We start from the raw sequence: 23,147 nt of genomic DNA on the forward strand, positions 1-23,147 counted from the left end.
CGCGATCCGCGCCTCCACTCAGCGTGGAGGCGCGGATCGCTCGCGTTACTGCGTTACTGCGTTACTGCGTTACTGCGTTACTGCGTTACTGCGTTACTGCGTTACTGCGTTACTGCATTACTGCATTACTCCGTCGCGTGCGCGTGCATCACACCGGAGTGCATCGACCACGCCATCCACGGACGGCGCAGCGCGACGATCGCGACGAACGCGCATGCCGCCAGCGCGCCGAACGTCGCAAAGCCCATCTGATAGCTGCCCGTGCTTTCCTTCGCGATACCCATCACGACCGGCAGATAGAATCCGCCGATACCGCCCGCGGCGCCGACGATGCCCGACATCAAGCCCGTGCGGCCCGCCCAGCGATGCGGCACCAGCTGGAAGGTCGCGCCGTTGCCGAGACCGAAAGCCACATACAGGCACAGCAGCAGCGTGATGCCACCGGCCATCGCCGGCATGGCCGCGGCGAACACGAAGTCGCACAGCGAGATGATGGCGAGCAGGAAGGTCAGCGCGCGCACCCCAGACACCTTGTCGGCGATCAGGCCGCCGAGCGGACGCACCATTGCGCCGGTCGCGGCGAGCAATGCCATGAAGAGGCCCGCGTCGATCTTCGAGAGCTGATAGAGGTTGGTCAGGAGCAGCGACACATACGAGGACATGCCGACGAAACCACCGAACGTAATGCTGTACACCAGCATGATCGCCCACGTGTCACGCTCGGCCAGCACCGCGCGATAGCGCTTGGGCAACACCGCGATCGCGAGCAGTGCACCGATCACCGGCAACAGCAGCACACCCGTCTTGCCGGAGCCGAACATGCCGGCTTCGACCAGCAGCACCAGCACGATCAATCCGACCAGCGTCACCGCGAAGCTGCCGAATGCGCGCAGCACGCTGCCGGTTTTCACGCCGGAATCGTTGGCCCAGAAATACAACGTGATCGCGGCAATCGCGAGCAACGGCAGTGCGCCGCCGGCCGCCATCTGCCAGCCAAAGTGCGTGGCCAGTTGCGGGAACAGGAAGCCGTCGAGCACCGCGCCGATATTGCCGGCTGCGGCGAGACCCAACACGAGGCCCTGCACCTTCGGCGGATAGTTGCTGCCCGCCATCGGCAGCGCCACGGCGAAACTGGCACCGCCGACGCCGAGAAATACGCCGAGCACCAGCAGCACCGTGTACGACGGCACGGACGGCATCAACGGCAACACGATCGTCGGCACCGCCGACAGCAGCACGCCCATCAGCGCAATGCGCTTGCCGTGCGCGGATTGATACAGGTTGCCGAGCGTCACGCGCAGAATCGCGGCCGAGAGCACCGGCACCGCGACCAGCAAACCTTGTTGCGCGGGCGTCATCGCGATGCTCTTGCTGATGAATGGCGCGAGCGGTCCATACAGGACCCAGACGGTAAAGCCAGTGTCGAAATAGAGGAAACACGCCACTAGCGCGCGCCAGTCCCCACTCTTTAGGGAGCTCATCACGTTTTTCATCAGATATCCTCACAAAACTGATTTTTCGACTATCCGGCAGATCGCGCTACGCGCCACGCACCGGAATGATCACGATGTTGAAAACCGGCATAAACATGCAACCTCCATGCCATGTGGCTCCGTCTTTTGAAGCTGTACTGCGTACTCTTTGAAACCTTGAAGCGGCGAGCGTGTTCGTCGCGCTGACAACCCCGCGGCCATCAATAAACGTCGCGTGCGTAGCGCTTTTCCTGCGCGAGACGGTTCACGTAGTCGAGGGCTTTTTCATCGCTCATGCCGCCGTGCTGCGCCACCACCTCCTTGAGCGCCGCGTCGACATCCTTCGCCATCCGGTTGGCGTCGCCGCATACGTAGAAATGCGCACCGTCTTCGAGCCATGACCACAATTGCGCACCCTGCTCGCGCATTCGGTCCTGCACATAGACCTTGTCCGCCTGATCGCGCGAGAACGCGACATCGAGCCGGTTCAGCACGCCGCTGTCGCGCATCGATTCGAGTTCGTCGCGATAGTAGAAATCCGAGGCAGCGTGCTGCTCGCCGAAGAAGAGCCAGTTGCGCCCCGTGTCGCCGCGTGCACGCCGCTCGTGCAGAAAGCCGCGAAACGGTGCAACGCCGGTGCCGGGACCGACCATGATCATCGGCGTGTCCGAACCATGAGGAGGACGAAAGTGTGCGGACTTCTGCACGAACACGGGCACGTTGACATCGCCCGCACGGTCGGCGAGAAACGTCGACGACACGCCTTTGCGATGACGCCGGCCATTGCTGTAGCGCACCGCGGCAACGGTCAGATGAACTTCGCCCGTGTGCGCCTTCGGGCTCGACGCAATCGAATACAGACGCGGCTGCAAACGCTTGAGCAGGCCGGTCAATTCGGCTGCCGTGAGGCTCACTGGAAATTCATGCAAAACGTCGGCGATCTGCTGGCCCCACAACCATTGCTTGAGATCGGCCTTGCGCTCGGGCGACAGCAGATCGCGCAACGCCCCGTTGTTGCTGCGCGCGGCGACGAACGCGAGCAGATCCGGATTCGGGCGCGCGATCTCGTAGTGCTTGCCGAGTGCGTCGGCAAGACGCATCTCGCCGACGCCTGACACGTTCACCGCGGCATCCGCGTTCACGCCGCTCAGCGCGATCAATTCGTCGACCAGTTCCGGGCAGTTGCTCGGCCATACGCCGAGCGCATCGCCTGCTTCGTATTCGAGTCCCGAATCGCGTGTGCTCAGCGAAAAGTAGCGCGTGTCTTTCGCCGCGCCCGGCTTGTTCAGGCGCAGATTGCTAACGAGCCGCGACGCGGCCGGCCGCGTTTTGGTCGGCACCGTGCCCGGCACCACCGCGTTGATCATGCCGCCCGGCGGCACGGCATACAGCGCGGCATCCTCTTCCTTGATACGCACGACGATGCGTTCGAGCCACGCGTCCGCGCTCTGCTGATACTCGCCATCGCAATCGACGCGCTCCATCAAACGCAGCGCGCCCCGCTCGGCGAGCCGCTCATCGAGGCGGCGGCCGTGGCCGCAGAACTGGTCGTAGTTGCGATCGCCCAGAGCGAGCACCGCGAAGCGCACGCCGTCGAGCCGCGGCGCGCTTTCGCCGCTCAATTGCGTCCATAGACTTTGTGCGTTGTCGGGTGGATCGCCGTCGCCGAACGTGCTCGTCATCAGCAACACGTATTGGGCTTTGGCAAGCGTCGAAGCTTGATAGTCCGCCATGCACGACGTGCGGATTTCAAAGCCCGACTCCATTAGCCGCGTGGCATAGGCTTCGGTCAGCGACTCGGTGTTGCCGGTTTGCGAGGCCCACAGTAACGTGACCTTCGGCCGCGCTCGCACGATGCGCACACCGGATGCGTGCGAAGCTTCGGCATGCGACGCCGCAACTGCAGTGGCGGGCGTAGTCGCGCTGCGGCTATAGAGACCGGCCAACAAACCATCCACGTAAAGACGGCTCGTCGTATCGAACGGCGCGTTGCCTGGCAGAACCGGCACGCGGTCGATGCCTTGCGCTTCCGCCGAGCGCAGTCCATTCACGAAGCCGGCCAGATAGACACGCTCCTGATCGGTGAACGAAGGCGCGGGTGTCGACGGCACCTGCAACAGGCTGGTGAGTGCATCGATACGGGGCATATCCAGATCCTCGGCGCTTGCCGATACGGTGTTGGCCGGCGCCACGCTCGCGGCAACCGCAACGGATGCATCGGTCAACAATGCGTCGTCGTCATTCAGGAAAGACTCGACGCGCTCGGGCGCCACCGGGTTCAGCGCGACCGCGCAGAACTTGAGTTCGGGCTGCTGCGAGACCGGGTCGATGGCGTCGCTCGTCACCGCGTTGATGCACAGGTCGTCGCCGAATACGTCGTTCCAGTGCATCGGTGCAAAACAGTTGCCCGCGCTCACGCGTTCAGTCACGACAGCCGGCAAGACCGTGCGGCCGCGGCGCGAACGAATCTCCACCGGGTCTTTTGCCTTGATGCCGAGCGTGGCCGCATCTTCGGGATGAATCTCGACGAACGGGCCCGGGTTCAGCTTGTTGAGCATCGCGACCTTGCCGGTCTTGGTCATCGTGTGCCATTGATGCTGCAAGCGGCCCGTATTCAGCACGATCGGGAATTCACGATCCGGCAGTTCAGCCGGCGCCGCGTAGTCGCGCGCGAAGAACGCTGCCTTGCCGCTCGCGGTTGGAAACACGAACGGCGGACGGCTGCCGTCCGGCCGTTCCTTGAGCGCTTGACTCACACCGTCGTTGATATAGCGAACCGGATTGCGATCGGCCGAATCATCCGATGCAAGCGGCCATTGCAACGGCGTTTCTTTCAGGCGGCGATGGCTCGCGCCGCGCAGGTCGTAGCCGGTCTTCGGATTCGACGCGCGGGTGATTTCCGCAAAGACTTCCTCGGCGCTCGCATAAGTGAAGGCATCGGCAAACCCCATTTCACACGCGACGCGCGCGATGATCTGCCAATCCGGCAACGCGGCGCCCGGCGGCTCGATGCCCTTTTGCATCAGCGTGAGATTGCGCTCGGAGTTGATCATCACGCCTTCGGCCTCGGCCCACAGCGCGCCAGGAAGAAGCACGTCGGCGTAGCGGTTGGTCTCGGTATCGAGGTACGCATCCTGCGCAATCACGAGTTGCGCCGCGCTCAATCCGTCGATCACGTTCTGACGATTCGCCACGCTCGCCACCGGATTCGTGCAGATGATCCAGCACGCCTTGATCTCACCCGCCGCCATGCGCGCGAACATATCGATCGTGCCGTTGCCGACCTGCGGCTTGAGCGAGCCCGTCGGAATGCGCCACAGGTCTTCGATAAACGCGCGGTCTTCTTCGACCAGCACCGAACGCTGCCCCGGCAAGCCCGCCCCCATGTAACCCATCTCGCGGCCGCCCATCGCATTGGGCTGGCCCGTCAGCGAAAACGGGCCGCTGCCGCGCCGGCAAATCTTGCCCGTCGCCAGATGCAGGTTGCAGATCGCGTTGGTGTGCCACGTGCCGTGCGTGCTTTGATTCAGACCCATGGTCCAGCAACTGATCCACTCTTTGGCGCTGCCGATCATGCGTGCGGCCTCGCGGATATCCTCGACGGCGAGGCCGGTGATCCACGCGACGTGCTCCGGCGTGTAGTCGGCGAGAAACGCGGGCATCGCGTCCCACCCTTCGGTCGCCTCGGCGATGAATGCGGCATCCGTATGGCCGTTTTCGTGCAGCAGATGCAGCAGGCCGTTGAGCAACGCGAGATCGGTGCCCGGCTTGATCTGCATGAAGAGATCGGCCTTCTCCGCGGTCGTGTTGCGGCGCGGATCGACGACGATCAGCTTGGCGCCGGCCTTCACGCGATCCATCATGCGCAGGAACAGAATCGGGTGACAGTCGGCCATATTCGCGCCGATCACGAAGAACAGGTCGGCGTGGTCGATGTCTTCGTACGATCCCGGCGGGCCGTCCGCGCCGAGCGACAGTTTGTAGCCGCTGCCCGCGCTCGCCATGCACAGGCGCGAATTCGATTCGATGTTATTGGTACCGACAAAGCCCTTGGCGAGCTTGTTGACGAGGTACTGCGCTTCGATCGACATCTGCCCGGAGACGTAGAACGACAGCGCGTCCGGCCCGTGCTCATCGAGCAGGCCGCGCAGACGCGCCGCCGTAGTGCTGATCGCCTGCGCCATCGGCAGCGGCGCCGGGTCCTGGCCGCGCGCGTGACGCACGAATGCGTCTTCGAGACGTCCCGACTTGCGCAACGCGACATGCGCCGACTGCCCTTTCGTGCACAGCCGTCCGAAGTTGGCCGGATGCTCCTTGTCGCCGGAGATTTTCACGACCTGGCCGTCCTCGACGTGCAGCACCATGCCGCAGCCAACGCCGCAGTAAGGGCACACGGTTTTTACGCTAGTGGAGGACATGGCGGGCAACGTCGTTCGAAAAGGTTTCAGACAAATCGGCGGCTCAAACCGCGACCCACACGTGGCCGTCTTCCACGCGCGCGGCGAACGCACCGACGGAATGCGCCGGTGTTTCGAGGCACTCGCCAGTGCGCAGATCGAAGTGATGCTTGTAGATCGGCGAGGCCACCACGATCCGTTCGCCGAGGCTGCCGATCAATCCGCGCGAGAGCACCGCCGCCTGCGAGCCCGGATCGAAGTTCTCGATCGCGTACACGATGCTGTCCGCGTCGCCCTTGTTCACGTGAAAAACCGCGACCTGTTCGCCGTTGACGAGCGCGCAAACACCCGTGTTGGGCACGATGTCGTCGAGCGGGCAAACCGGCGTCCAGGCGCGTGGCAGGCGATCGTTGTTCATGACGGAAGTCCTCGGTGAATGGTGCGGTTCAATCAAACGGTTTCAACGACAACAGGAATCGCGGCGAGCTTCGAGCGCCGCTCGGCGAGCGTGGCCGGCCGGATCTGGCCACGCTCCTCGACGAAGGCGACGTTGCTGTCCGACTCGCCGCTGTTGACGAAATGACGGAAGCGCTTGCGCGTTTCGGAATCGGTGACGGCCTTCTTCCATTCGCATTCGTAGGTGTCGACCACGTGCTGCATCTCCGACTCGAGTTCACCGGCCACGCCAAGCCGATCGTTGACGACCACGTCGATCAGATAGTCGAGGCCGCCTTCGAGGTTCTCGCGCCACACGCTGGTGCGTTGCAGACGGTCGGCGGTGCGCACGTAGAACATCAGGAAGCGGTCGATGTAGCGCACCAGCGTCTCCTTATCGAGGTCCGACGCGAGCAGTTCGGCGTGGCGCGGTTTCATGCCGCCGTTGCCGCATACATAGAGATTCCAGCCCTTCTCGGTCGCGATGATGCCGACGTCCTTGCCCTGCGCTTCCGCGCATTCGCGGGTGCAGCCCGACACGCCGAATTTGATCTTGTGCGGGGTACGCAGGCCCTTGTAGCGGTTTTCGATCTCGACCGCGAGACCCACCGAATCGCCGACGCCGTAGCGGCACCACGTCGAGCCGACACACGACTTCACGGTGCGCAGCGACTTGCCGTAGGCGTGGCCGGATTCGAAACCGGCGGCGATCAGTTCTTCCCAGATGAGCGGCAATTGCTCGACACGCGCACCGAACAGATCGACGCGCTGACCGCCGGTGATCTTCGTGTAGAGGCCGTATTTCTTGGCGACCTGGCCGACCGCGATCAAACCGTCGGGCGTGACTTCGCCGCCCGCCATGCGCGGCACGACCGAATAGGTGCCATCGCGTTGAATGTTGGCGAGGTAGTAGTCGTTGGTGTCCTGCAGCGAGGCATGCTCCTTCTTCAGCACGAACTCGTTCCAGCACGACGCGAGAACGCTCGCCACCACCGGCTTGCAGATATCGCAGCCGAGGCCGTGACCGTGCTTCGCGAGCAATTCGCCGAAGCTGCGCACGCCTTCCACGCGCACGATGTGATACAGCTCCTGGCGCGAATACGCGAAGTGTTCGCAGACGTGATTGTTGACCGCGAGCCCCTGCTTCTTCATCTCGGCCTTCATCACCTGCGTGACGAGCGGCACGCAACCGCCGCACGACGTGCCGGCGCTGGTCGCGCACTTGAGCGCGCCGATGTCGGCGGCGCCCGCGCACACGGCGGCGCACAGGTCGGCCTTCGAGACGTTGTTGCACGAACAGATCTGCGCTGAAGCGGGTAAGGCATCGACGCCGAGCGCAGGCTTCGCGTTGCCGTCCGCTTGCGGCAGGATCAGGAATTCAGGCGATGCCGGCAATTCGATGCGGTTCAGCATCATCTGCAATAGCGTCCCGTATTCGCCGGCGTCGCCCACCATCACGCCGCCGAGCAGATATTTGCCGCACTCGGACACCACCAGCTTCTTGTAGACCTGCTTGCGTTCGTCGCTGAACTGGTAGGCGCGGCTGCCTGGCGTGTTGCCGTGCGCGTCTCCGATGCTCGCCACGTCCACGCCCATCAGCTTGAGCTTGGTGCTCATGTCGGCGCCGGCGAATTCGGCCGTATCACCGAGCAATTGCTTCGCCACCGTGCGGGCCATGTCGTAGCCCGGCGCCACGAGGCCGAACAGTTGGCCGTTCCACAGCGCGCATTCGCCGATCGCATAGACGTGCGGATCGCTGGTGCGGCACGCGTTGTCGATCACGATGCCACCGCGCGGGCCGAGCGCCAGGCCGCTGTCGCGAGCCAGATCGTCACGCGGACGGATGCCCGCGGAGAACACGATCATGTCGGTGTCGAGGTGGCTGCCGTCCGCGAATTGCATGCGGTGCGTGCCCGCTTCGCCGTCGACGATCGCTGTGGTGTTCTTCTGCGTGTGCACCGTGACGCCCAGTTCTTCGATCTTGGTACGCAGCACGCGGCCACCGCCATCGTCCACCTGTACGGCCATCAGACGCGGCGCGAATTCGACCACGTGCGTTTGCAGACCCATGTCGCGCAGCGCCTTCGCGCATTCGAGACCGAGCAGTCCGCCGCCGACCACCGTGCCTGTCTTCGAACGCGCGCCGCATTCGCGCATCGCTTCGAGGTCGTCGATGGTTCGGTACACGAAGCAATCGGCGCGCTCACGGCCTTGCACCGGCGGCACGAACGGATAGGAGCCGGTCGCGAAGACCAGCTTGTCGTAAGCCAACGTTTCGCCCGTCGATACCGTCACGGTGCGCGCATCGCGATCGATCGCCACAGCCTTCGCGTTCAGCTTGAGCAAAACGTTCTGGCGTTCGAAGAAACCCGGCTCGACCAGCGACAGATCGTCCGCCGTCTTGCCCGCGAAAAACTCGGACAGGTGCACGCGGTCGTAGGCCGGACGCGATTCTTCGCACAGCACCGTGATGTCGAGACCGTGCGCGGCGTCTTGTGCGAGGCACTCGATCAGTTTGTGACCGACCATCCCGTGACCGATAACGATGATTTTCATGACCGCGGTTTCCTCAATGTGCTGGGTTGCGTGCAACGCCGTATGGCATGGGGCGAAAACGAATTCCGGAAATAAAAAACGGCGTCCCGCGAACCCAGTCGATGACTGAATTCGGGGGACGCCGTTGTCCTGACCTGTCCTGCAGCGAGTACTTTGTGTTGCACGCGCGCCGGATCCACGTTGATCCGATGGCAAGGCTTAATGCAAAGCCTGTGCCAGTTGCGGAAAATACCCGCAAAGAGGCCGTGGCACGGGGCTTTGCGGCCCATGGCACAGCTGCGCGGTGCAGCGCACGCGCGACGCGTTTTGATGCAGCGAGGCACATGGATGGTGCGACGCAGCACCCCGCACGTGCGAGGTGCGGGCCCGCGAACGGTGCGTGGCGCGACTGTTCAAGGCGTTATTCGCGAGGTGTGGCAAGGCGTGAAGCGCACTTCGTTGATGGATGGCGTAGTCCTTGCGTAAGCCGTGGCGAGTTCATGGCGGCAACGCAGCCGCCATGACATGTCGCACACACCGATGCAGACGAAACACAACGTTGTGTTTCGCCGCGCTTGAAGCGAAACAGCAGCACACCAGGCAGTAAACGGACAACGGCGTCCCCTCGTGACCATCACGAGCGGACGCCGTTTTTTTATTTGGCGCCGGCGAAACAGCGATCGCCGGCCGACACTGAAGCGAAGGACACCGTGATAGATACCGCGATGAACACGAATACCGGCAAGGTCACCTTATTGAGCGCCGGCCCCGGCGACCTGGATCTGCTCACGCTGAAGGCCGCCAAAGCGCTGGCCGCCGCCGATGTCGTGCTGCTCGACGACCTCGCGAACCCCGAGATCGTGACGCTTGCGCCGCAAGCACGCGTGATTCGTGTGGGCAAGCGCGGCGGCTGCCGGTCGACGCCGCAAGCGTTTATCGAACGCCTGATGCAGCGCTATGCGCTCAAGGGCTTGCACGTGGTGCGGGTAAAAGGCGGCGAAGCGCTGCTGTTCGGACGCGCCGGCGAAGAACTCGCGGTCTTGCGCGGCGCCGGCATTCCGGTGGAGATCGTCAACGGCATCTCGTCGGGGTTCGCGGCCGCCGCGGGGCTCGGCATCTCGCTCACGCATCGCCGCCATTGCCACGGCGTGAGCTTCGTCACCGCGCACACGGAAGATCACGGTGAGCCGGACTGGGCCGCCTTGGCCGCGACGCGCACCACGTTGGCAATCTATATGGGGATGCGGCGCATCGGCAGCATTGCAACCGCGTTGCTCGCGAGTCTGCCGGCCGATACGCCCGCAGCCGTCGTGCAATGGGCCGGTGGCAGCAACGAACGGCGTCTCGTGAGCCGCCTCGATCGGCTCGCCGCGGATGCGACGCGCGCGGGCTTCGGCAGCCCGGCGGTGATTCTGGTCGGCAGCGCGATCGGCGAGAGCGTCGAGCATGCGTGGGCGGGAGATAACGCCTGGCGCGACGAAGCAGCCGCGATGCAGGCTGACATGCAGAACGCGCGCGAGGCGATCGCGCAGGCCGCCTGATGAGCCGTCTGCGCGCATCTCAACCGCTCAGTTCAAACACCGGTCGGCAGTCTTGCGACGAAGCACGTGCCCTCTTGCGCGGACGATCTGACTTCGAGCGTGCCGCCATGCGCGCTCACGATCTGCTTGCAGATATAGAGGCCGAGTCCGAGGCCGCCGCCGGGCTTGCTGGTCGCCGGACGCCAGTAGGGTTCGAAGACCTTGCTCAAGCTCTCCGGCGCGATCGCGTTGCCGCCGTTCAGGACGCTCAGCAGGAGCTCATCGTCTTCGATGCGCGCCCGCACCCGCACCGGAAACTCCGCCGCGCCATGCGTCACCGCGTTGCCGAGCAGGTTCGAAAGCAACTGCTGCACACGGGTGCGGTCGCAGCGCACGCGCGCGGAGATGACGAGATCGTCGGCGAGCAGCCGATCCGGATTGGCCTCGCGCACTTCGGCGACGACCACCCGCAGCGCCATCGCCAGATCGTCGACGTCGTCGATCGACACGCCGATGCCCGAACCGAGCCGGCCACGCGCGAAATCCATCACGTCGTCGATCAGGCGAGCCATGCGCAAGGTGGTGGACTTCAGACGCTGGCCGATCTTCACGAGATCGGGCTCGTTCTTGCGCAACGACAGCAGTTCGGCCGTCGCGCTCACCGCCGACAAGGGATTGCGCAGGTCGTGCCCCAGCACGGCGATGAACTGCTCGCGCAGGCTGGAGTTTTCCCGCTCATGGCGCAAGGCGGCCTCAGTGGCCTGGTGGCGGCCTTCGTTCGCAAGCTGGATCGCGATCAGGTCGGCAAATACCTCGAACATGCGCAAGGTGCGCGGATTCGAAACCTCGGCGGGATTCGGGTCGATCGCGCAGAGATTACCGAAATAGCTGCCGTCGGGAAGAATGATCGGCACGGAAATATAACTGCCCAGCTTGTAGATTTGCGCCGTGTGATGGCCGTGATAAACCGGATCCGTGTGGAAATTGTCGATGACGATCGAGGCCCGCGCGGCGCGCGACTCGAAACACAGTGTGGTGTGCAGGTCCAGATCGCCGCCCGCCGCCAGACCGAAGTTCACTTCGTCCTGTACCGCGCACGCCGTCCAGCGCTGCTCCGTGACGCGGGCCACCGCGGCAAAGCCCATGCCGGTGTTCTTGCAGATCATGCGCAGGATGGAAGGCACGGCATCGATACGCTGAACCGCTTCGATATCGAGTGCGATGTCGGCGTCTTCGTCGTTGCCGATCGGTAAATTATTCATAAGAAGCGGAACTGCGCACCCTTGCCGATCTGGCCTGAAAAAACACTTTATCGAGTATCGATTCTATCGGGACTTCAAATTGCTCACTATCAGGAACACAACCTGAGGGAAATCAGATGGCCCATCACCCAGCCGCACGCCTTCTGATCGCTGACGACGACGCGAATTTGCTGGCCGCTTACGTACTCTACTTCAGCGCGCACGGTTTCGAGGTCCGGACCGCGCGCAACGGCCTCGACGCGCTGGCTCAATATTGCGCATGGCATCCGCAGGCCGCGCTGCTGGACGTCGAAATGCCGCGTCTGGACGGGCGCGCGGTGGCACGGCGAATCCGCTACGTGGGCGATGTCCCTGCGCCCACGCTGGTCGCGGTCAGCGGGCTCGAGCGCGCCGAGGAAAAGAGCGAGTCGCTGCGCTCGGGCTTCAACCATCACTTCGTCAAGCCGGTGCCGATGCCGGTGATTCTCGCGGCGTTGACCGGGCGTGTCCGGCATTAGCCGGTGTTGTCCAGGCAGGTGCCCTGGTTTTGCGCGCAGCTCCCGTGCCCGAGGTTTAACCGGGTTTTACCCCGTCACCGCCCTCAATCGCCGAAGCCCAGTTCCGCTTCCACCGCCTGCCCCACGCGCAGCCACGTCCCGGCCCCGCTCGCGACGAGCGCATTGTTGCCGAACGTGATCGCCCCGTTTCGCTGCGGATTCGCGCGGTAGACGTTCATCGTGTCGGTCGGCTCGTTCGGCCAGTCCGGATCGGGCGCGCCTTTCGCCTGGTCGATGGTCGGCATCGGACAGCGCGAGCACGGCTTGACCAGTTGCAACTGCACGGCGGCGCCCTTGTCGCCGTCCCCGTCGACGCTCAGCGTCTCCACATAGTCCTCTTCGTACGCATCGAGCCCCGTCAGCACCACGTTGGGACGGAACCGGTCGATTGGAATCGACGGCGCGCCCTTGCCATTCAGGCGCGTGTTCAGATCGTCGAGCGACGCCTGGCCGATCACCAGCAGCGGGAAACCATCGGCGAAATGGGTGGTCGCGCCGCCCACGCTCCCCGTGTAGTCCGGATCGACAATGCGCTCGCGTTCGGGATTGAAGCGCAAGAGCCGCGCGGGCACGCCGAGAAACGTCGAGAACCACGCGGCACACGCCTCGCCGGTGTCGAGCCCGTAAGCGGCGTCGCGCCAGACCTTGGTCTCTACCGCGTGCGACGCCTCGAGCCGCGCGCTTTCCAGCGGCGTGCGCAACTCGCTCATGCCGGGCGCGCGGATCATGAGGTCCTCGGCGCCGATTTCGGCCTTGATCAGCGCCATGCGCGGATACGCGCGCTGCGTGAGCATGGCGCCGGCCGGGTCGGTGACCATCCAGTAGCGGTCGTATTCGAGGCCGGTGGCAAAGAGGCGTGCCTCAGGCAGCGCAATGCCCGCGCAGGATTTGATCGGATAGACGAATAGCTCGCTGATGGTCGGCATGGCGTGGGTATGCACGTGGGGAGCGTGCGCATTCTTGTGTTTGATGCCTGATTGTAAAGCCCTCCGCGCTCATCGTTCCAGCCGGAATGGCGGCCAAACGAGCCGCCAAAGACCGGCCGGGGCGATGCCGCCGTTTCTTCCGGCCGCGCTTGGACGTAAAATCCCCAAGCAAAGCGCTCGGGCAATGACAAGGCCGGCGCCGCGGCATCCGCGCACAATGTGGATCCTGGAAGGCTGCGTGCAATCCGCGCTGTCACCGAACATCAACGCGGCCGCACTCCCGCGCGCCACTGGATAGAACGTGTAGAAGCATCCTTACCATAACCAAACCAGGAAATTCATTATGCTGAGCAAACCCGTGTTGACCGTCGCCGAAACGACCCGCATTCTCGAAGCCGCCCGCGCGGAAGCCGAGAAACACCAGTGGGCCGTCGCCATCGTGGTGGTCGACGATGGCGGCCATCAGCTCGGCATGCTGCGTCTGGACGGCAGCGCGCCGGCCAGCTCGTACATCGCGACCGAAAAGGCTCGCACTTCGGCGATCGGCCGCCGTGAAACCAAGGTATACGAAGACATGATCAACAACGGCCGCACCGCTTTCCTGAGCGCGCCGCTGCAAGGCACGCTGGAAGGCGGCGTGCCGGTGATCGTCGACGGCCAGGTGGTCGGCGCGGTCGGCGTGTCGGGCGTCAAGTCGGATCAGGACGCGCAGATCGCCAAGGCGGGTATTCAGGCCATCGCCGCTTGAGTTTGCGGGTGGTTCGCAAACCGACCAAAGCGGCCGCCATGAAACAAACAAGCTAACCGTTGCACAACGCGGGCCGATGCCCCCTCATCGGCCCCATTCAGATAGATGGAGCAGTCGATGACTCAGATGAACACGCGCGGCGGACTGCAAGTCGCCGCCAACCTCGACCAGTTCGTCGAAACCGAAGCCCTGCCCGGCACCGGAATCGACAGCGCCGCATTCTGGTCAGGTTTCGACGCCCTCGTGCACGAGCTGGCGCCTAAGAACCGTGCGTTGCTCGCCGAGCGCGACCGCCTGCAAACCGAACTGGACAAGTGGCATCGCGCCAATCCGGGTCCGGTGCGCGATCTGCGAGCGTACCGTGCGTTTCTCGAAGGCATCGGCTATATCGTGCCCGTGCCTGCCAGCGTCAAAGCCACGACCGACAACGTGGACACCGAAATCGCCGAACAGGCCGGCCCGCAACTCGTGGTGCCGCTGTCGAATCAGCGCTATGCGCTGAACGCGGCGAACGCGCGCTGGGGCAGCCTGTACGACGCGCTGTACGGCACCGACGCGATCCCCGAGACGGGCGGCGCGGAAAAGCAGAAGTCTTTCAATCCGGTGCGCGGCGCCGCGGTGATCGCCTATGCCCGCAAATTCCTCGACCAGGCCGCGCCGCTCGCGAACGGCTCGCATGCCGACGCCACGCGCTATAGCGTCGAGGGCGGCAAGCTGATCGTCACGCTGAAGAACGGCACGAGCGAGCTGAAGACGCCGGCGCAATTCATCGGCTATCAGGGCGAGGAAAGCGCGCCGTCCGCCGTGCTGCTCAAGCACAACGGCCTGCACTTCGAAATCCAGATCGATGCGAACGATTCGATCGGCAAGACCGATGCGGCGCATGTGAAGGACGTCGTGGTCGAAGCGGCGGTGAGCACGATCATCGACTGTGAAGACTCGGTCGCGGCCGTGGATGCGGACGACAAGGTCCTGCTCTACCGCAACTGGCTTGGCCTGATGACCGGCGACCTGACCGAAGAGGTCACGAAGAACGGCAAGACCTTCACGCGCCGGCTGAACGCCGACCGCGTGTACACCGCCGCGAACGGCACCGCGCCGGTCGTGCTGCATGGCCGCTCGCTGCTGTTCATTCGCAACGTCGGTCATTTGATGACCAATCCGGCGGTGCTGACCAAAGACGGCCACGAGATTCCGGAAGGCATTCTCGACGCGGTCATCACCACGCTGTGCGCGTTGCACGACCGCAAGCACCAGTTGAATTCGCGCACCGGCTCGATCTATATCGTCAAGCCGAAGATGCACGGGCCGGCCGAAGTCGCCTTCGCGAGCGAGCTGTTCGCGCGCGTGGAAGACCTGCTGAAGCTGCCGCGCAACACGATCAAGATGGGCATCATGGACGAGGAGCGCCGCACCAGCGTGAACCTGCTCGCCTGTATCGCCGAAGCGTCGGAGCGTGTCGCGTTCATCAACACGGGTTTCCTCGACCGCACCGGCGACGAAATGCACTCGGCCATGGAAGCCGGTCCGATGATGCGCAAGGGCGACATGAAGTCGAGCGCCTGGATCGCCGCTTATGAGCGCAGCAACGTGCTGGTTGGTTTGAGCGCGGGCTTGCGCGGCCGCTCGCAGATCGGCAAGGGCATGTGGGCGATGCCCGATCTGATGCACGCCATGCTCGAACAGAAGATCGCGCATCCGAAGGCCGGTGCGAACACCGCATGGGTGCCCTCGCCGACCGCCGCCACGCTGCATGCGCTGCATTACCATCAAGTCGATGTGCAGAAGGTTCAGCGGGAACTGGAACGCACGGAATACGCGACGGTGCGCGACGAACTGCTCGACGGCTTGCTGACGATTCCGGTCGTCGCCGAGGCGAAGTGGAGCGACGACGAGATCCGCAGCGAGATCGACAACAACGCGCAGGGCATCCTTGGCTACGTGGTGCGCTGGATCGATCAGGGCGTAGGCTGCTCGAAGGTGCCGGACATTCACAACGTCGGCCTGATGGAAGACCGTGCCACGCTGCGTATTTCCAGCCAGCACATCGCCAACTGGCTGTATCACGGCGTGGTGAAGCGCGAGCTCGTCGAAGAGACGTTCAAGCGTATGGCGAAGGTGGTCGACGAGCAGAACGCGGGCGACCCGCTCTACAAACCGATGGCGCCGGGCTTCGATACGATCGCCTTCAAGGCCGCGCAGGCGCTGGTGTTCGAAGGACGTCAGCAGCCGAGCGGTTACACGGAACCGCTGCTGCATAAGTTCCGGCTGGAAGTGAAGAAGGAAGTCTGACAGCGGGTTTGCCGGGCCGCGCGTGATGCGCGGGTCGGGTGAAAAAAAGACGGGCGCCGCGTGGTTTGCGGCGCCCGTTTTAATGCGCGCGGTGCTGCTGCGCGTTACCTCTGCGTGGTGAATTTGCAGCGACTACTGACGCCGCTTAAGCCGCTTCTGCCGCATACTGCGCCGGCACGCCGTCCTGCATATTGGTCTGCATATACGCCTGCAGATAGGCCTCGAATTCCGCCTTCACTTCCGGATGCCGCAGCGCGAATTCCACCGTCGCCTTCAGATACCCCAGCTTGCTGCCGCAATCGAAGCGCGTGCCGAAATAACGATACGCGAGCACCTGCTCCTCGGTCAGCAGCGATTGCACCGCGTCGGTCAATTGCAGTTCGCCACCCGCGCCCGGCTTCAACGCGCGGATATGCTTGAAGATGGTCGGCATCAGCACATAACGGCCCACCACGCCGAGATTCGACGGCGCCTTGTCCGGTGCCGGCTTCTCGACGATGCCCGACAGCTTGATCACGTTGTCTTCCCACTCGCGGCCATCCACCACGCCGTACGAGCGGCTGTCTTCGCGCGCGATGGTTTCCACGCCGATCACCGAGCTGTGATAGTGATTGAACGTATCGACGAGCTGGCTCATCACCGGCTTCGAGCTGTGCAGCAGGTCGTCGGCCAGAATCACCGCGAACGGGCTCTCACCCACCAGTTTCTCCGCGCACAGCACCGCGTGGCCGAGGCCGAGCGCTTCGGCCTGACGCACATAGAAACAGTCGACGTTGGCCGGCTTGATGCTGCGCACCAGATCGAGCAGCTTCTGTTTGTTACGCGCCTCGAGTTCGGCTTCGATCTCGTAGGACTTGTCGAAGTGATCTTCGATGGCGCGCTTGCTGCGGCCCGTCACGAAGATCATCTCGGTGATGCCGGCAGCAATCGCTTCTTCGACCGCGTATTGAATCAGCGGCTTGTCGACGATCGGCAGCATTTCCTTAGGACTTGCTTTGGTTGCCGGCAGGAATCGTGTCCCGAGGCCCGCTACGGGAAACACGGCTTTGGTGACTTTCAGCATGGTAGGCATTCCCACATCGGTTAGAAATTGGTGTGTTCGCGGGCCTGGCGGCCAATCGATGTCGCCGGAAAGACTAGCAAAAAAATGACGCCAGTCCGTATGTGAAATTTCCTCAATTGGAATAAATAAATCTATTCTTCTTCAATATGCCGCAGCGTGACAAACGACGGGCAACAATTACGCATTGAAATCGATTTATTTTCCGGCAATTCCGAAAATTTTACATATCCTGACAACTGGCCTTCAGATGCGCCAGGCGCGCCGGCGGATGGATCACGGGCGCGCCTCGCGGCTCTTCAGGCCCGCGTTATTCGTTCTCGTCGAGCTGCGGCAGCTTGCCTGGATTCATCCGAAAACGGCGGATGGGCTCGTTGCGCAGCGCCTCCCGATAGGCGGAGGCAGCGACAAGGATCAGCAGCACGGCAATGCCGGCGAGTAAATGCAGGTTCATGACTTCACCTCGGGTCAAGAGAATCCGTGGCTTAAAGTAGCACGACAAAAGCGGTAAATAATTCGCTGCTGCATCTGCTTATGCTCAATTACAATTCGTCACAAATCGCCAATTAATTCAATTCACCACGCAATTTTTTATCGATTTTTTACCCGCGCTGTGCACTAGCATGTCATGTACCGCAGGCGCGTATGGCGCCCGCGCGAATTCGTTTTTCCTCCGTCAGAATAAGGACCGCGCATGAGCGACTCAGCACTGGATGCCGCCGGCTCATCCCTGCCCCTCTCCCCGCCTCGCACGGCCGCCACGCCGCGCGCCCAGAGCGAAGCGCGCGCCGACAGCGCCGGCAAGGAGCATGTCATCGACGCCATGCGGGGCTTTGCCGCGCTGCTGGTGGCGTATTTTCATTGCCGCCAGGTGGAATGGGTCGGCATGCAGGCGTTTCACCAGAGCGTGGGCCACGCATTCAGTCTGAATTCGATTGCCGCGTATTTGACGTTCCCGATTGCCTGGGGCTCCGCGGGCGTGCCGATTTTCTTCGTGATCAGCGGCTATTGCATTCACCGCGGCGGCGCGCTGCGCCTGGCCGGCAATCCCGCTTACCGGCTCGATACGGGCAATTTCTGGGTGCGCCGCTTTGCGCGCATTTATCCCGTGCTGCTCGCCGCACTGGTGCTGACCTTCGCGCTCGACTGGTTCAGCCTGCAACTGCCGCCCGTCAGTCACAAGATCCGCGAGATCGGCCTGCAGGCTTTCCTCGTCAATCTGTTCTCGCTGCAAGGCGTGGCCGGCAAGACGTTCGGCTCGAACGGCGCGCTCTGGACGCTCTCGCTCGAAGTGCAGTTCTACGCGATCTATCCGCTACTGTTCGCACTGCGCCGGCGCATCGGCATGACCTCCGTGCTGGCGATCGTTGCGGTCATCAACGTGGTGTCCGCCTACGTGCTAGAACGCCACGACATTCAGTTCTTCACGTCATACTGGTTTTCGTGGACGCTCGGCGCGTGGATCGCCGACGCCCGGGCCCGTCGCGCGCCGCAGGCTCGCTCCTCGGTATGGCTCTACGCGCTCGCTGCGGGGTTCGTCGCGCTCGGCTGCGCCGCGTTCCATTTCGGCCAGTACGGTGCGTTCCAACTCTGGGCCATCGGCTTCGCGTTCTACCTGTACAAGGCGCTGGAGCGCGGCAACGCGGACCGCGGCCCTGCGTTCGGCACGCGTCTGCTCGGGCGGTTCGGTGACTTCAGTTTCTCGCTCTATCTGATCCATTTGCCGATCTTCGTGCTGCTGTCGTCGCTGCTGTTCCGCTCGTCGCTGCAAATGTCGATCTGGCCGTCGTTCGGCTACATGCTGGTGGCCGTGCCGGTGGCCTATGTGTTCTACCGGCTGGTCGAACTGCCAGCCATGAAATGGTCGGCCAGCTTCAAGCCGAAAGCGGCTTTGAAAAAGGCTTGAACCAAGGCCTCAAAACCACGCGATAAAAAAACGGAGCGAACGTCGTGAGACTTTCGCTCCGCTGCGCCAACGGCAGGGACTGGCCATGTCCCTGCCTACCCCCGCGTAAAAACCTTCCTAAGCCGTTTTCGGCCCCGCCACGCGCTTCAGAATCCGCTCGACACCCTCGACATAGGTTGCGGTGCCGAACCGGCTCAGCGCCGTCTGATAGCCGTTGCTGACCAGCCGGTTGCGCAGTTCGTCGTTCGAGCGCAATTCAGCGAGCGCGTCGGCAAGGCCGTGCGCGTCCCCCGGCGTGCACAGCACGCCGTTCTCGTAATCGTCGATGATCTCCAGCACGCCGCCCGCGCGCGCCGCCACCACCGGCCGCTGCGCCAGCATGCCTTCGACGATCACGCGGCCGAACGGCTCCGGCGTGATCGACGTATGCACGACCGCATCGACCGCGCACATGCAGGCCGCGATATCGTGCTGGAAGCCAAGAAAATGCACACGGCCGCCGAGGTTGTGCGCGGCGACGAACGCGTGCAGTTCGATCTCGTACTGGTCCTCGCCAAAGAGCGGCGCGCCCACCAGCACCGCATGCATCTGCGGGTTGAGCACCATCGCTTCGAGCAGCACGTGCTGCCCCTTCCAGCGTGCGAGGCGGCTGAACGAGCCGACCAGAAACGCATCCTCAGGCAAGCCGAGGCGCTTGCGCAGCGTCGCTTGGGGCACCGGGCGCAAGGCGTCGAACGGCGCGGCGGAAATGCCGTTGAACACCACGTCGATGCGTTTTTTGTCGAACTGCGTGAGATCGGCGAATGCGCGCGCCGACGCGGCCGAATTGGCGATCACATGCGTGAGGCCCAGACGCGCGCACCATTTGATGATCGCCAGTTGCTTGCCGCCGAAATGCTCGGGGCTCACGATATCGCGCAGATGCCAGACCACCGGGCGCCGCGCCAGTTTGCCGGCGATCGCGCCGATCACCATCGCGCGCTGGGTGTTCGCGTAGATCACGTCGGCCTTGCGCGCGCGTTTGGCCGTGGCGCGCACGAGCGACAGCAGGCCCTTGAGCGCCTGACCCTTCGGCAATGAACCGCCCTGCTTGCGAACATGGCGCAGCGCGCCCGCATCCAGCACGTCGACGGCCACGCCCGCTTTGGCGAGCGCGGTGCGGAACGGGCCGTCGTCGAACAGCACGACCTCGATGCGCGAGCGCAACGCCTTGACGATTTCCAGCAGCGACAGTTCGGCGCCGCCGAGCACGCCGCTTTGATCGACGGCCAGAATGCGCGGACCGTTCGCAACGGTTGGCGCTTTATACGGCACGTACGGCGGCAGCGTCGCCGTGCGCAACGCCGGCACGGCCGCCCGCACATGCGCGAAGAAGCGTTCGCGGAAATGAGCGGCGGAGAACTGCTCGGCGTTCGCGCGGCAATCCACCGGCGAAAAACGCTTCACGTGGCCGTCGAAACGCTCGACCGCGGCGATGATCGACTCGGCGTTCTGTTCGTCGAAGAACATGCCGGTGGGCCGCGGCTCGGACAGATCGCGCACGGTTTCGAGCGCGCCGCCCTTGCCGTAGGCTATCACCGGCGTGCCGCACGCCTGCGCTTCGACCACCGAAATGCCGAAGTCTTCTTCCGCAGCGAACACGAAGGCCTTGGCGCGGCTCATCTTTTCCTTGAGCACCTTGAACGGCTGATAGCCCATGATCTCCACGTTCGGCCCCGCTTTCGCGCGGATTTTCTGCATGTCGGGACCGTCGCCGATCACGACGAGCTTGCGCTGCGGCATGCGCGCGAACGCCTCGACGATCAGATCGATCTTCTTGTACGGCACCATGCGCGAGGCGGTCAGATAAAAGTCGTCCTTCTCGGTGCAGAGCGCGAAGGCTTCGACATCGACCGGCGGAAAGATCACCTGCGCATCGCGCTGATAGACCTTCTTGATGCGCCGCGCGATGAACTCGGAATTGGCGACGAAGCCATCCACCGCATTCGAGGTGCGGATATCCCAGTTGCGCATGTAGTGCAGAATCAGCCGCGCCATGGCCGACTTCGGGCCGCTGGTCAGCTTCGACTGCTTGAGATATTGATGCTGCAAGTCCCACGCATAGCGGATCGGCGAATGCACGTAGCTGATATGCACCTGGTCGGGGCCGGTCAGAATGCCCTTGGCGACCGCGTGGCTGCTCGAAATCACCACGTCGTACGCGGACACGTCGAGCTGTTCGATCGCGAGCGGCATCAACGGCAGATACGAGCGGTACTTGGTGCGCGCGAGCGGCAGCTTCTGGATGAACGAGGTCGTGACGGACTTGCCGCGCAGAAAGCTGCGGTCGTCGAGAAAATCGACGAGGCTGAACAGATCCGCGTCCGGAAAGCACGCGACGATCTGTTCGAGCACCTTCTCCGCCCCTGCATAGGTGACGAGCCAGTCGTGCACGATCGCAACGCGCACTGTTTTATCGGCGCGCAACGCGGCGCGCCGCGGTGGCGCCTGACCGCCGGGAACGGTGGTGAGTTCGGCCAATGCGCTGCGCGTCGCGGGTTGCAGCACGGCTTCTTCAAGGACTTCGTGGTTCATGCGCTTTTCCTCGGATTCAGTCGCAACAGCAGTGAACGCGCAAGATCGCGCAAGGCGGGTGTCATCGTGATCGACCAGGCGACATTCGCGCCTACCATCAATACGCCGGCAACAATCGCCATTGCGAGACTCGGCAGGAAGCTGGCGAGCCACAGGCTGGCCAGCAGAAAGGCAAGGTGGGCGAGCATGTCGAGCGCGATCTGCTTCGCGCGAATCGCCGACAGGCGCAGCAGCACGGCGTAGTCGAACAGCGCCCGGCCGGCCACGGCCACCGCCGCGCCGGTCAGACCGAAATGCGTGATGCCGAACCACAATGCCCCTGCAAACAGGGGCAATTCGAACAAACCGACGCGCGCGGCCGTGGCCGGATTGACCTGCGACTGGATCAGAATCCGCGTGACGTTCGCCTGGCCGACGAGCCACACGGCGACGATCATGATGCGGCCCACCGGCGCCGCCACGGTGGCGATCTCGTTGCCGACCCACAGGTGCAGGAACGGCTCGAGCACCAGCATCGCGACCAGCGCGACGGGTGTGAACACGCCGTTGAGAAATTCGAGCGACTGCTGGGTGATGGTGTCGGCGTCGGCGCGTCCGACTGCGGAGAGCCTTGGAAACAGCGTGCGCACCAGCGCCGTCGGCACGATGTTCAGACGCGTCACGAGGTTTTGCGGCACCGTGTAATACGTGACGAAACGCGCGCCGAGACTGGTGCCGAGCATCACGCGATCGAGCGAGTCGGCAATCATGGTGGTGACGCTCGCAATCAGCATCCAGCCACCGAAATTGAAAAGCCCCTTCGCCACGCCGAATTGCGGCGGCAGAATGCGGCGGATCTCCAGCACTTTCACCGCGGAGCGGCCCAGCAGCAGCGCGGCCACGATCCGCGCGAACACTGCTGCGGCCAGCACGTTCTGCAAGGTCGCGCCCATCCACAGCGCGGCGCCGAGCGGCAGCAGCTGGAACAGAAACGTGCCGATGGTCTGATTGGTGTTATAGACGCCGAAGCGTTCCGCGCCGTTGATCGCGCCCGCGAACACCCACGACACGTTGGCGATCGGAATCGCCACCGCGAGCCACGGCAGCGCCATATACACCTCGTGCTGCAGCTCTGGCGACACCTTGGTGAAATACGCGGTGTAGAGAAACGCGCCGAAATAGATGATCAATCCGCCGATCACGCCGGTCGCGAGATTGAGCCACGTCGCGCTCCAGAACACGCGCGCGCTCTCGTCCTTGTCGCCGCTTGCGCGCGCCTTCGAGATGTGATTCTGCGCGGCCATGCTCATGCCGAGATCGAGAATCCCGAAGTAGCCGATCAGCGTCCACACGAGGCTGATCACGCCGTAGCGCTCGACGCCGAGCAGCTTGATATACGACGGCACGGTCACGAGCGAGACGAAAGTCGGCAACACCAGCCCGAAAAAGTTGATCGCTACGTTCTTGAGAATGCCTTTGTCCATCGGATGCCTTGAGTTGACTGC

General features: G+C 63.5%; 15 protein-coding genes. 5 read left to right on the forward strand and 10 right to left on the reverse strand.

Annotation, left to right across the window (positions count from 1 at the left end):
- Positions 1-125: 125 nt before the first annotated feature.
- From B0G74_RS09855 to nirB, 4 genes are all read right to left on the reverse strand, one after another.
- Entirely contained in the window at positions 126-1,493 is a 1,368-nt protein-coding gene (locus B0G74_RS09855) for an MFS transporter (RefSeq protein WP_132374629.1), read from the reverse strand.
- Between the two features lie 200 nt (positions 1,494-1,693).
- Entirely contained in the window at positions 1,694-5,890 is a 4,197-nt protein-coding gene (locus tag B0G74_RS09860) for a bifunctional nitrate reductase/sulfite reductase flavoprotein subunit alpha (protein ID WP_132374630.1), read from the reverse strand.
- Positions 5,891-5,933: 43 nt separating this feature from the next.
- Positions 5,934-6,287 (reverse strand): nitrite reductase small subunit NirD, encoded by a 354-nt coding sequence (nirD, locus tag B0G74_RS09865; protein WP_132374631.1) that lies wholly within the window; start codon positions 6,285-6,287, stop codon positions 5,934-5,936.
- Between the two features lie 32 nt (positions 6,288-6,319).
- Entirely contained in the window at positions 6,320-8,860 is a 2,541-nt protein-coding gene (gene nirB / locus B0G74_RS09870; protein WP_132374632.1) for a nitrite reductase large subunit NirB, read from the reverse strand.
- 704 nt (positions 8,861-9,564) lie between these two features.
- On the opposite strand from nirB, the gene cobA reads away from it, so the two are divergent.
- Positions 9,565-10,380: a uroporphyrinogen-III C-methyltransferase gene (gene cobA, locus B0G74_RS09875; protein ID WP_132374633.1), complete on the forward strand. Its 816-nt coding sequence runs from the start codon at positions 9,565-9,567 to the stop codon at positions 10,378-10,380.
- Between the two features lie 32 nt (positions 10,381-10,412).
- On the opposite strand, the gene B0G74_RS09880 is transcribed toward cobA, so the two are convergent.
- A complete protein-coding gene (locus B0G74_RS09880; protein ID WP_132374634.1) occupies positions 10,413-11,621 on the reverse strand; it encodes a GAF domain-containing sensor histidine kinase in 1,209 nt (402 codons plus the stop codon).
- 116 nt (positions 11,622-11,737) lie between these two features.
- Between B0G74_RS09880 and B0G74_RS09885 the strand changes: the two genes are divergently transcribed.
- Entirely contained in the window at positions 11,738-12,118 is a 381-nt protein-coding gene (locus B0G74_RS09885) for a response regulator (RefSeq protein WP_132374635.1), read from the forward strand.
- 83 nt (positions 12,119-12,201) lie between these two features.
- On the opposite strand, the gene B0G74_RS09890 is transcribed toward B0G74_RS09885, so the two are convergent.
- Positions 12,202-13,083 carry an MOSC N-terminal beta barrel domain-containing protein gene (locus tag B0G74_RS09890; protein ID WP_132374636.1) on the reverse strand — a complete coding sequence of 294 codons (882 nt, stop codon included), beginning with the start codon at positions 13,081-13,083 and terminating at the stop codon, positions 12,202-12,204.
- A gap of 343 nt (positions 13,084-13,426) precedes the next feature.
- Here B0G74_RS09890 and B0G74_RS09900 point away from each other — a divergent pair, with 343 nt between their 5' ends.
- Together B0G74_RS09900 and B0G74_RS09905 are read left to right on the forward strand one after the other, a co-directional pair.
- Complete coding sequence (locus B0G74_RS09900; RefSeq protein ID WP_132374637.1) at positions 13,427-13,831, forward strand: heme-binding protein; 405 nt, start codon at positions 13,427-13,429, stop codon at positions 13,829-13,831.
- Between the two features lie 117 nt (positions 13,832-13,948).
- Positions 13,949-16,123 (forward strand): malate synthase G, encoded by a 2,175-nt coding sequence (locus tag B0G74_RS09905; protein ID WP_132374638.1) that lies wholly within the window; start codon positions 13,949-13,951, stop codon positions 16,121-16,123.
- 145 nt (positions 16,124-16,268) lie between these two features.
- On the opposite strand, the gene galU is transcribed toward B0G74_RS09905, so the two are convergent.
- Together galU and B0G74_RS45720 are read right to left on the reverse strand one after the other, a co-directional pair.
- Entirely contained in the window at positions 16,269-17,186 is a 918-nt protein-coding gene (gene galU, locus B0G74_RS09910; protein WP_132374639.1) for a UTP--glucose-1-phosphate uridylyltransferase GalU, read from the reverse strand.
- 307 nt (positions 17,187-17,493) lie between these two features.
- Positions 17,494-17,637 carry a hypothetical protein gene (locus B0G74_RS45720; protein ID WP_165923841.1) on the reverse strand — a complete coding sequence of 48 codons (144 nt, stop codon included), beginning with the start codon at positions 17,635-17,637 and terminating at the stop codon, positions 17,494-17,496.
- Positions 17,638-17,877: 240 nt separating this feature from the next.
- On the opposite strand from B0G74_RS45720, the gene B0G74_RS09915 reads away from it, so the two are divergent.
- On the forward strand, positions 17,878-19,089 hold the full coding sequence (locus B0G74_RS09915) for an acyltransferase (protein WP_132374640.1): 1,212 nt from the start codon (positions 17,878-17,880) through the stop codon (positions 19,087-19,089).
- A gap of 117 nt (positions 19,090-19,206) precedes the next feature.
- On the opposite strand, the gene B0G74_RS09920 is transcribed toward B0G74_RS09915, so the two are convergent.
- A complete protein-coding gene (locus tag B0G74_RS09920; RefSeq protein WP_132374641.1) occupies positions 19,207-21,663 on the reverse strand; it encodes a glycosyltransferase family 4 protein in 2,457 nt (818 codons plus the stop codon).
- The gene (locus B0G74_RS09925; RefSeq protein ID WP_132374642.1) at positions 21,660-23,126 is read right to left on the reverse strand and encodes a flippase; all 1,467 of its coding nucleotides are present in this window, start codon (positions 23,124-23,126) and stop codon (positions 21,660-21,662) included. The genes B0G74_RS09920 and B0G74_RS09925 overlap by 4 nt, the downstream gene beginning before the upstream one ends.
- Between the last annotated feature and the right edge of the window lie 21 nt (positions 23,127-23,147).

Origin of the sequence: Paraburkholderia sp. BL9I2N2 (assembly GCF_004339745.1) — a bacterium.
GTDB lineage: Bacteria > Pseudomonadota > Gammaproteobacteria > Burkholderiales > Burkholderiaceae > Paraburkholderia.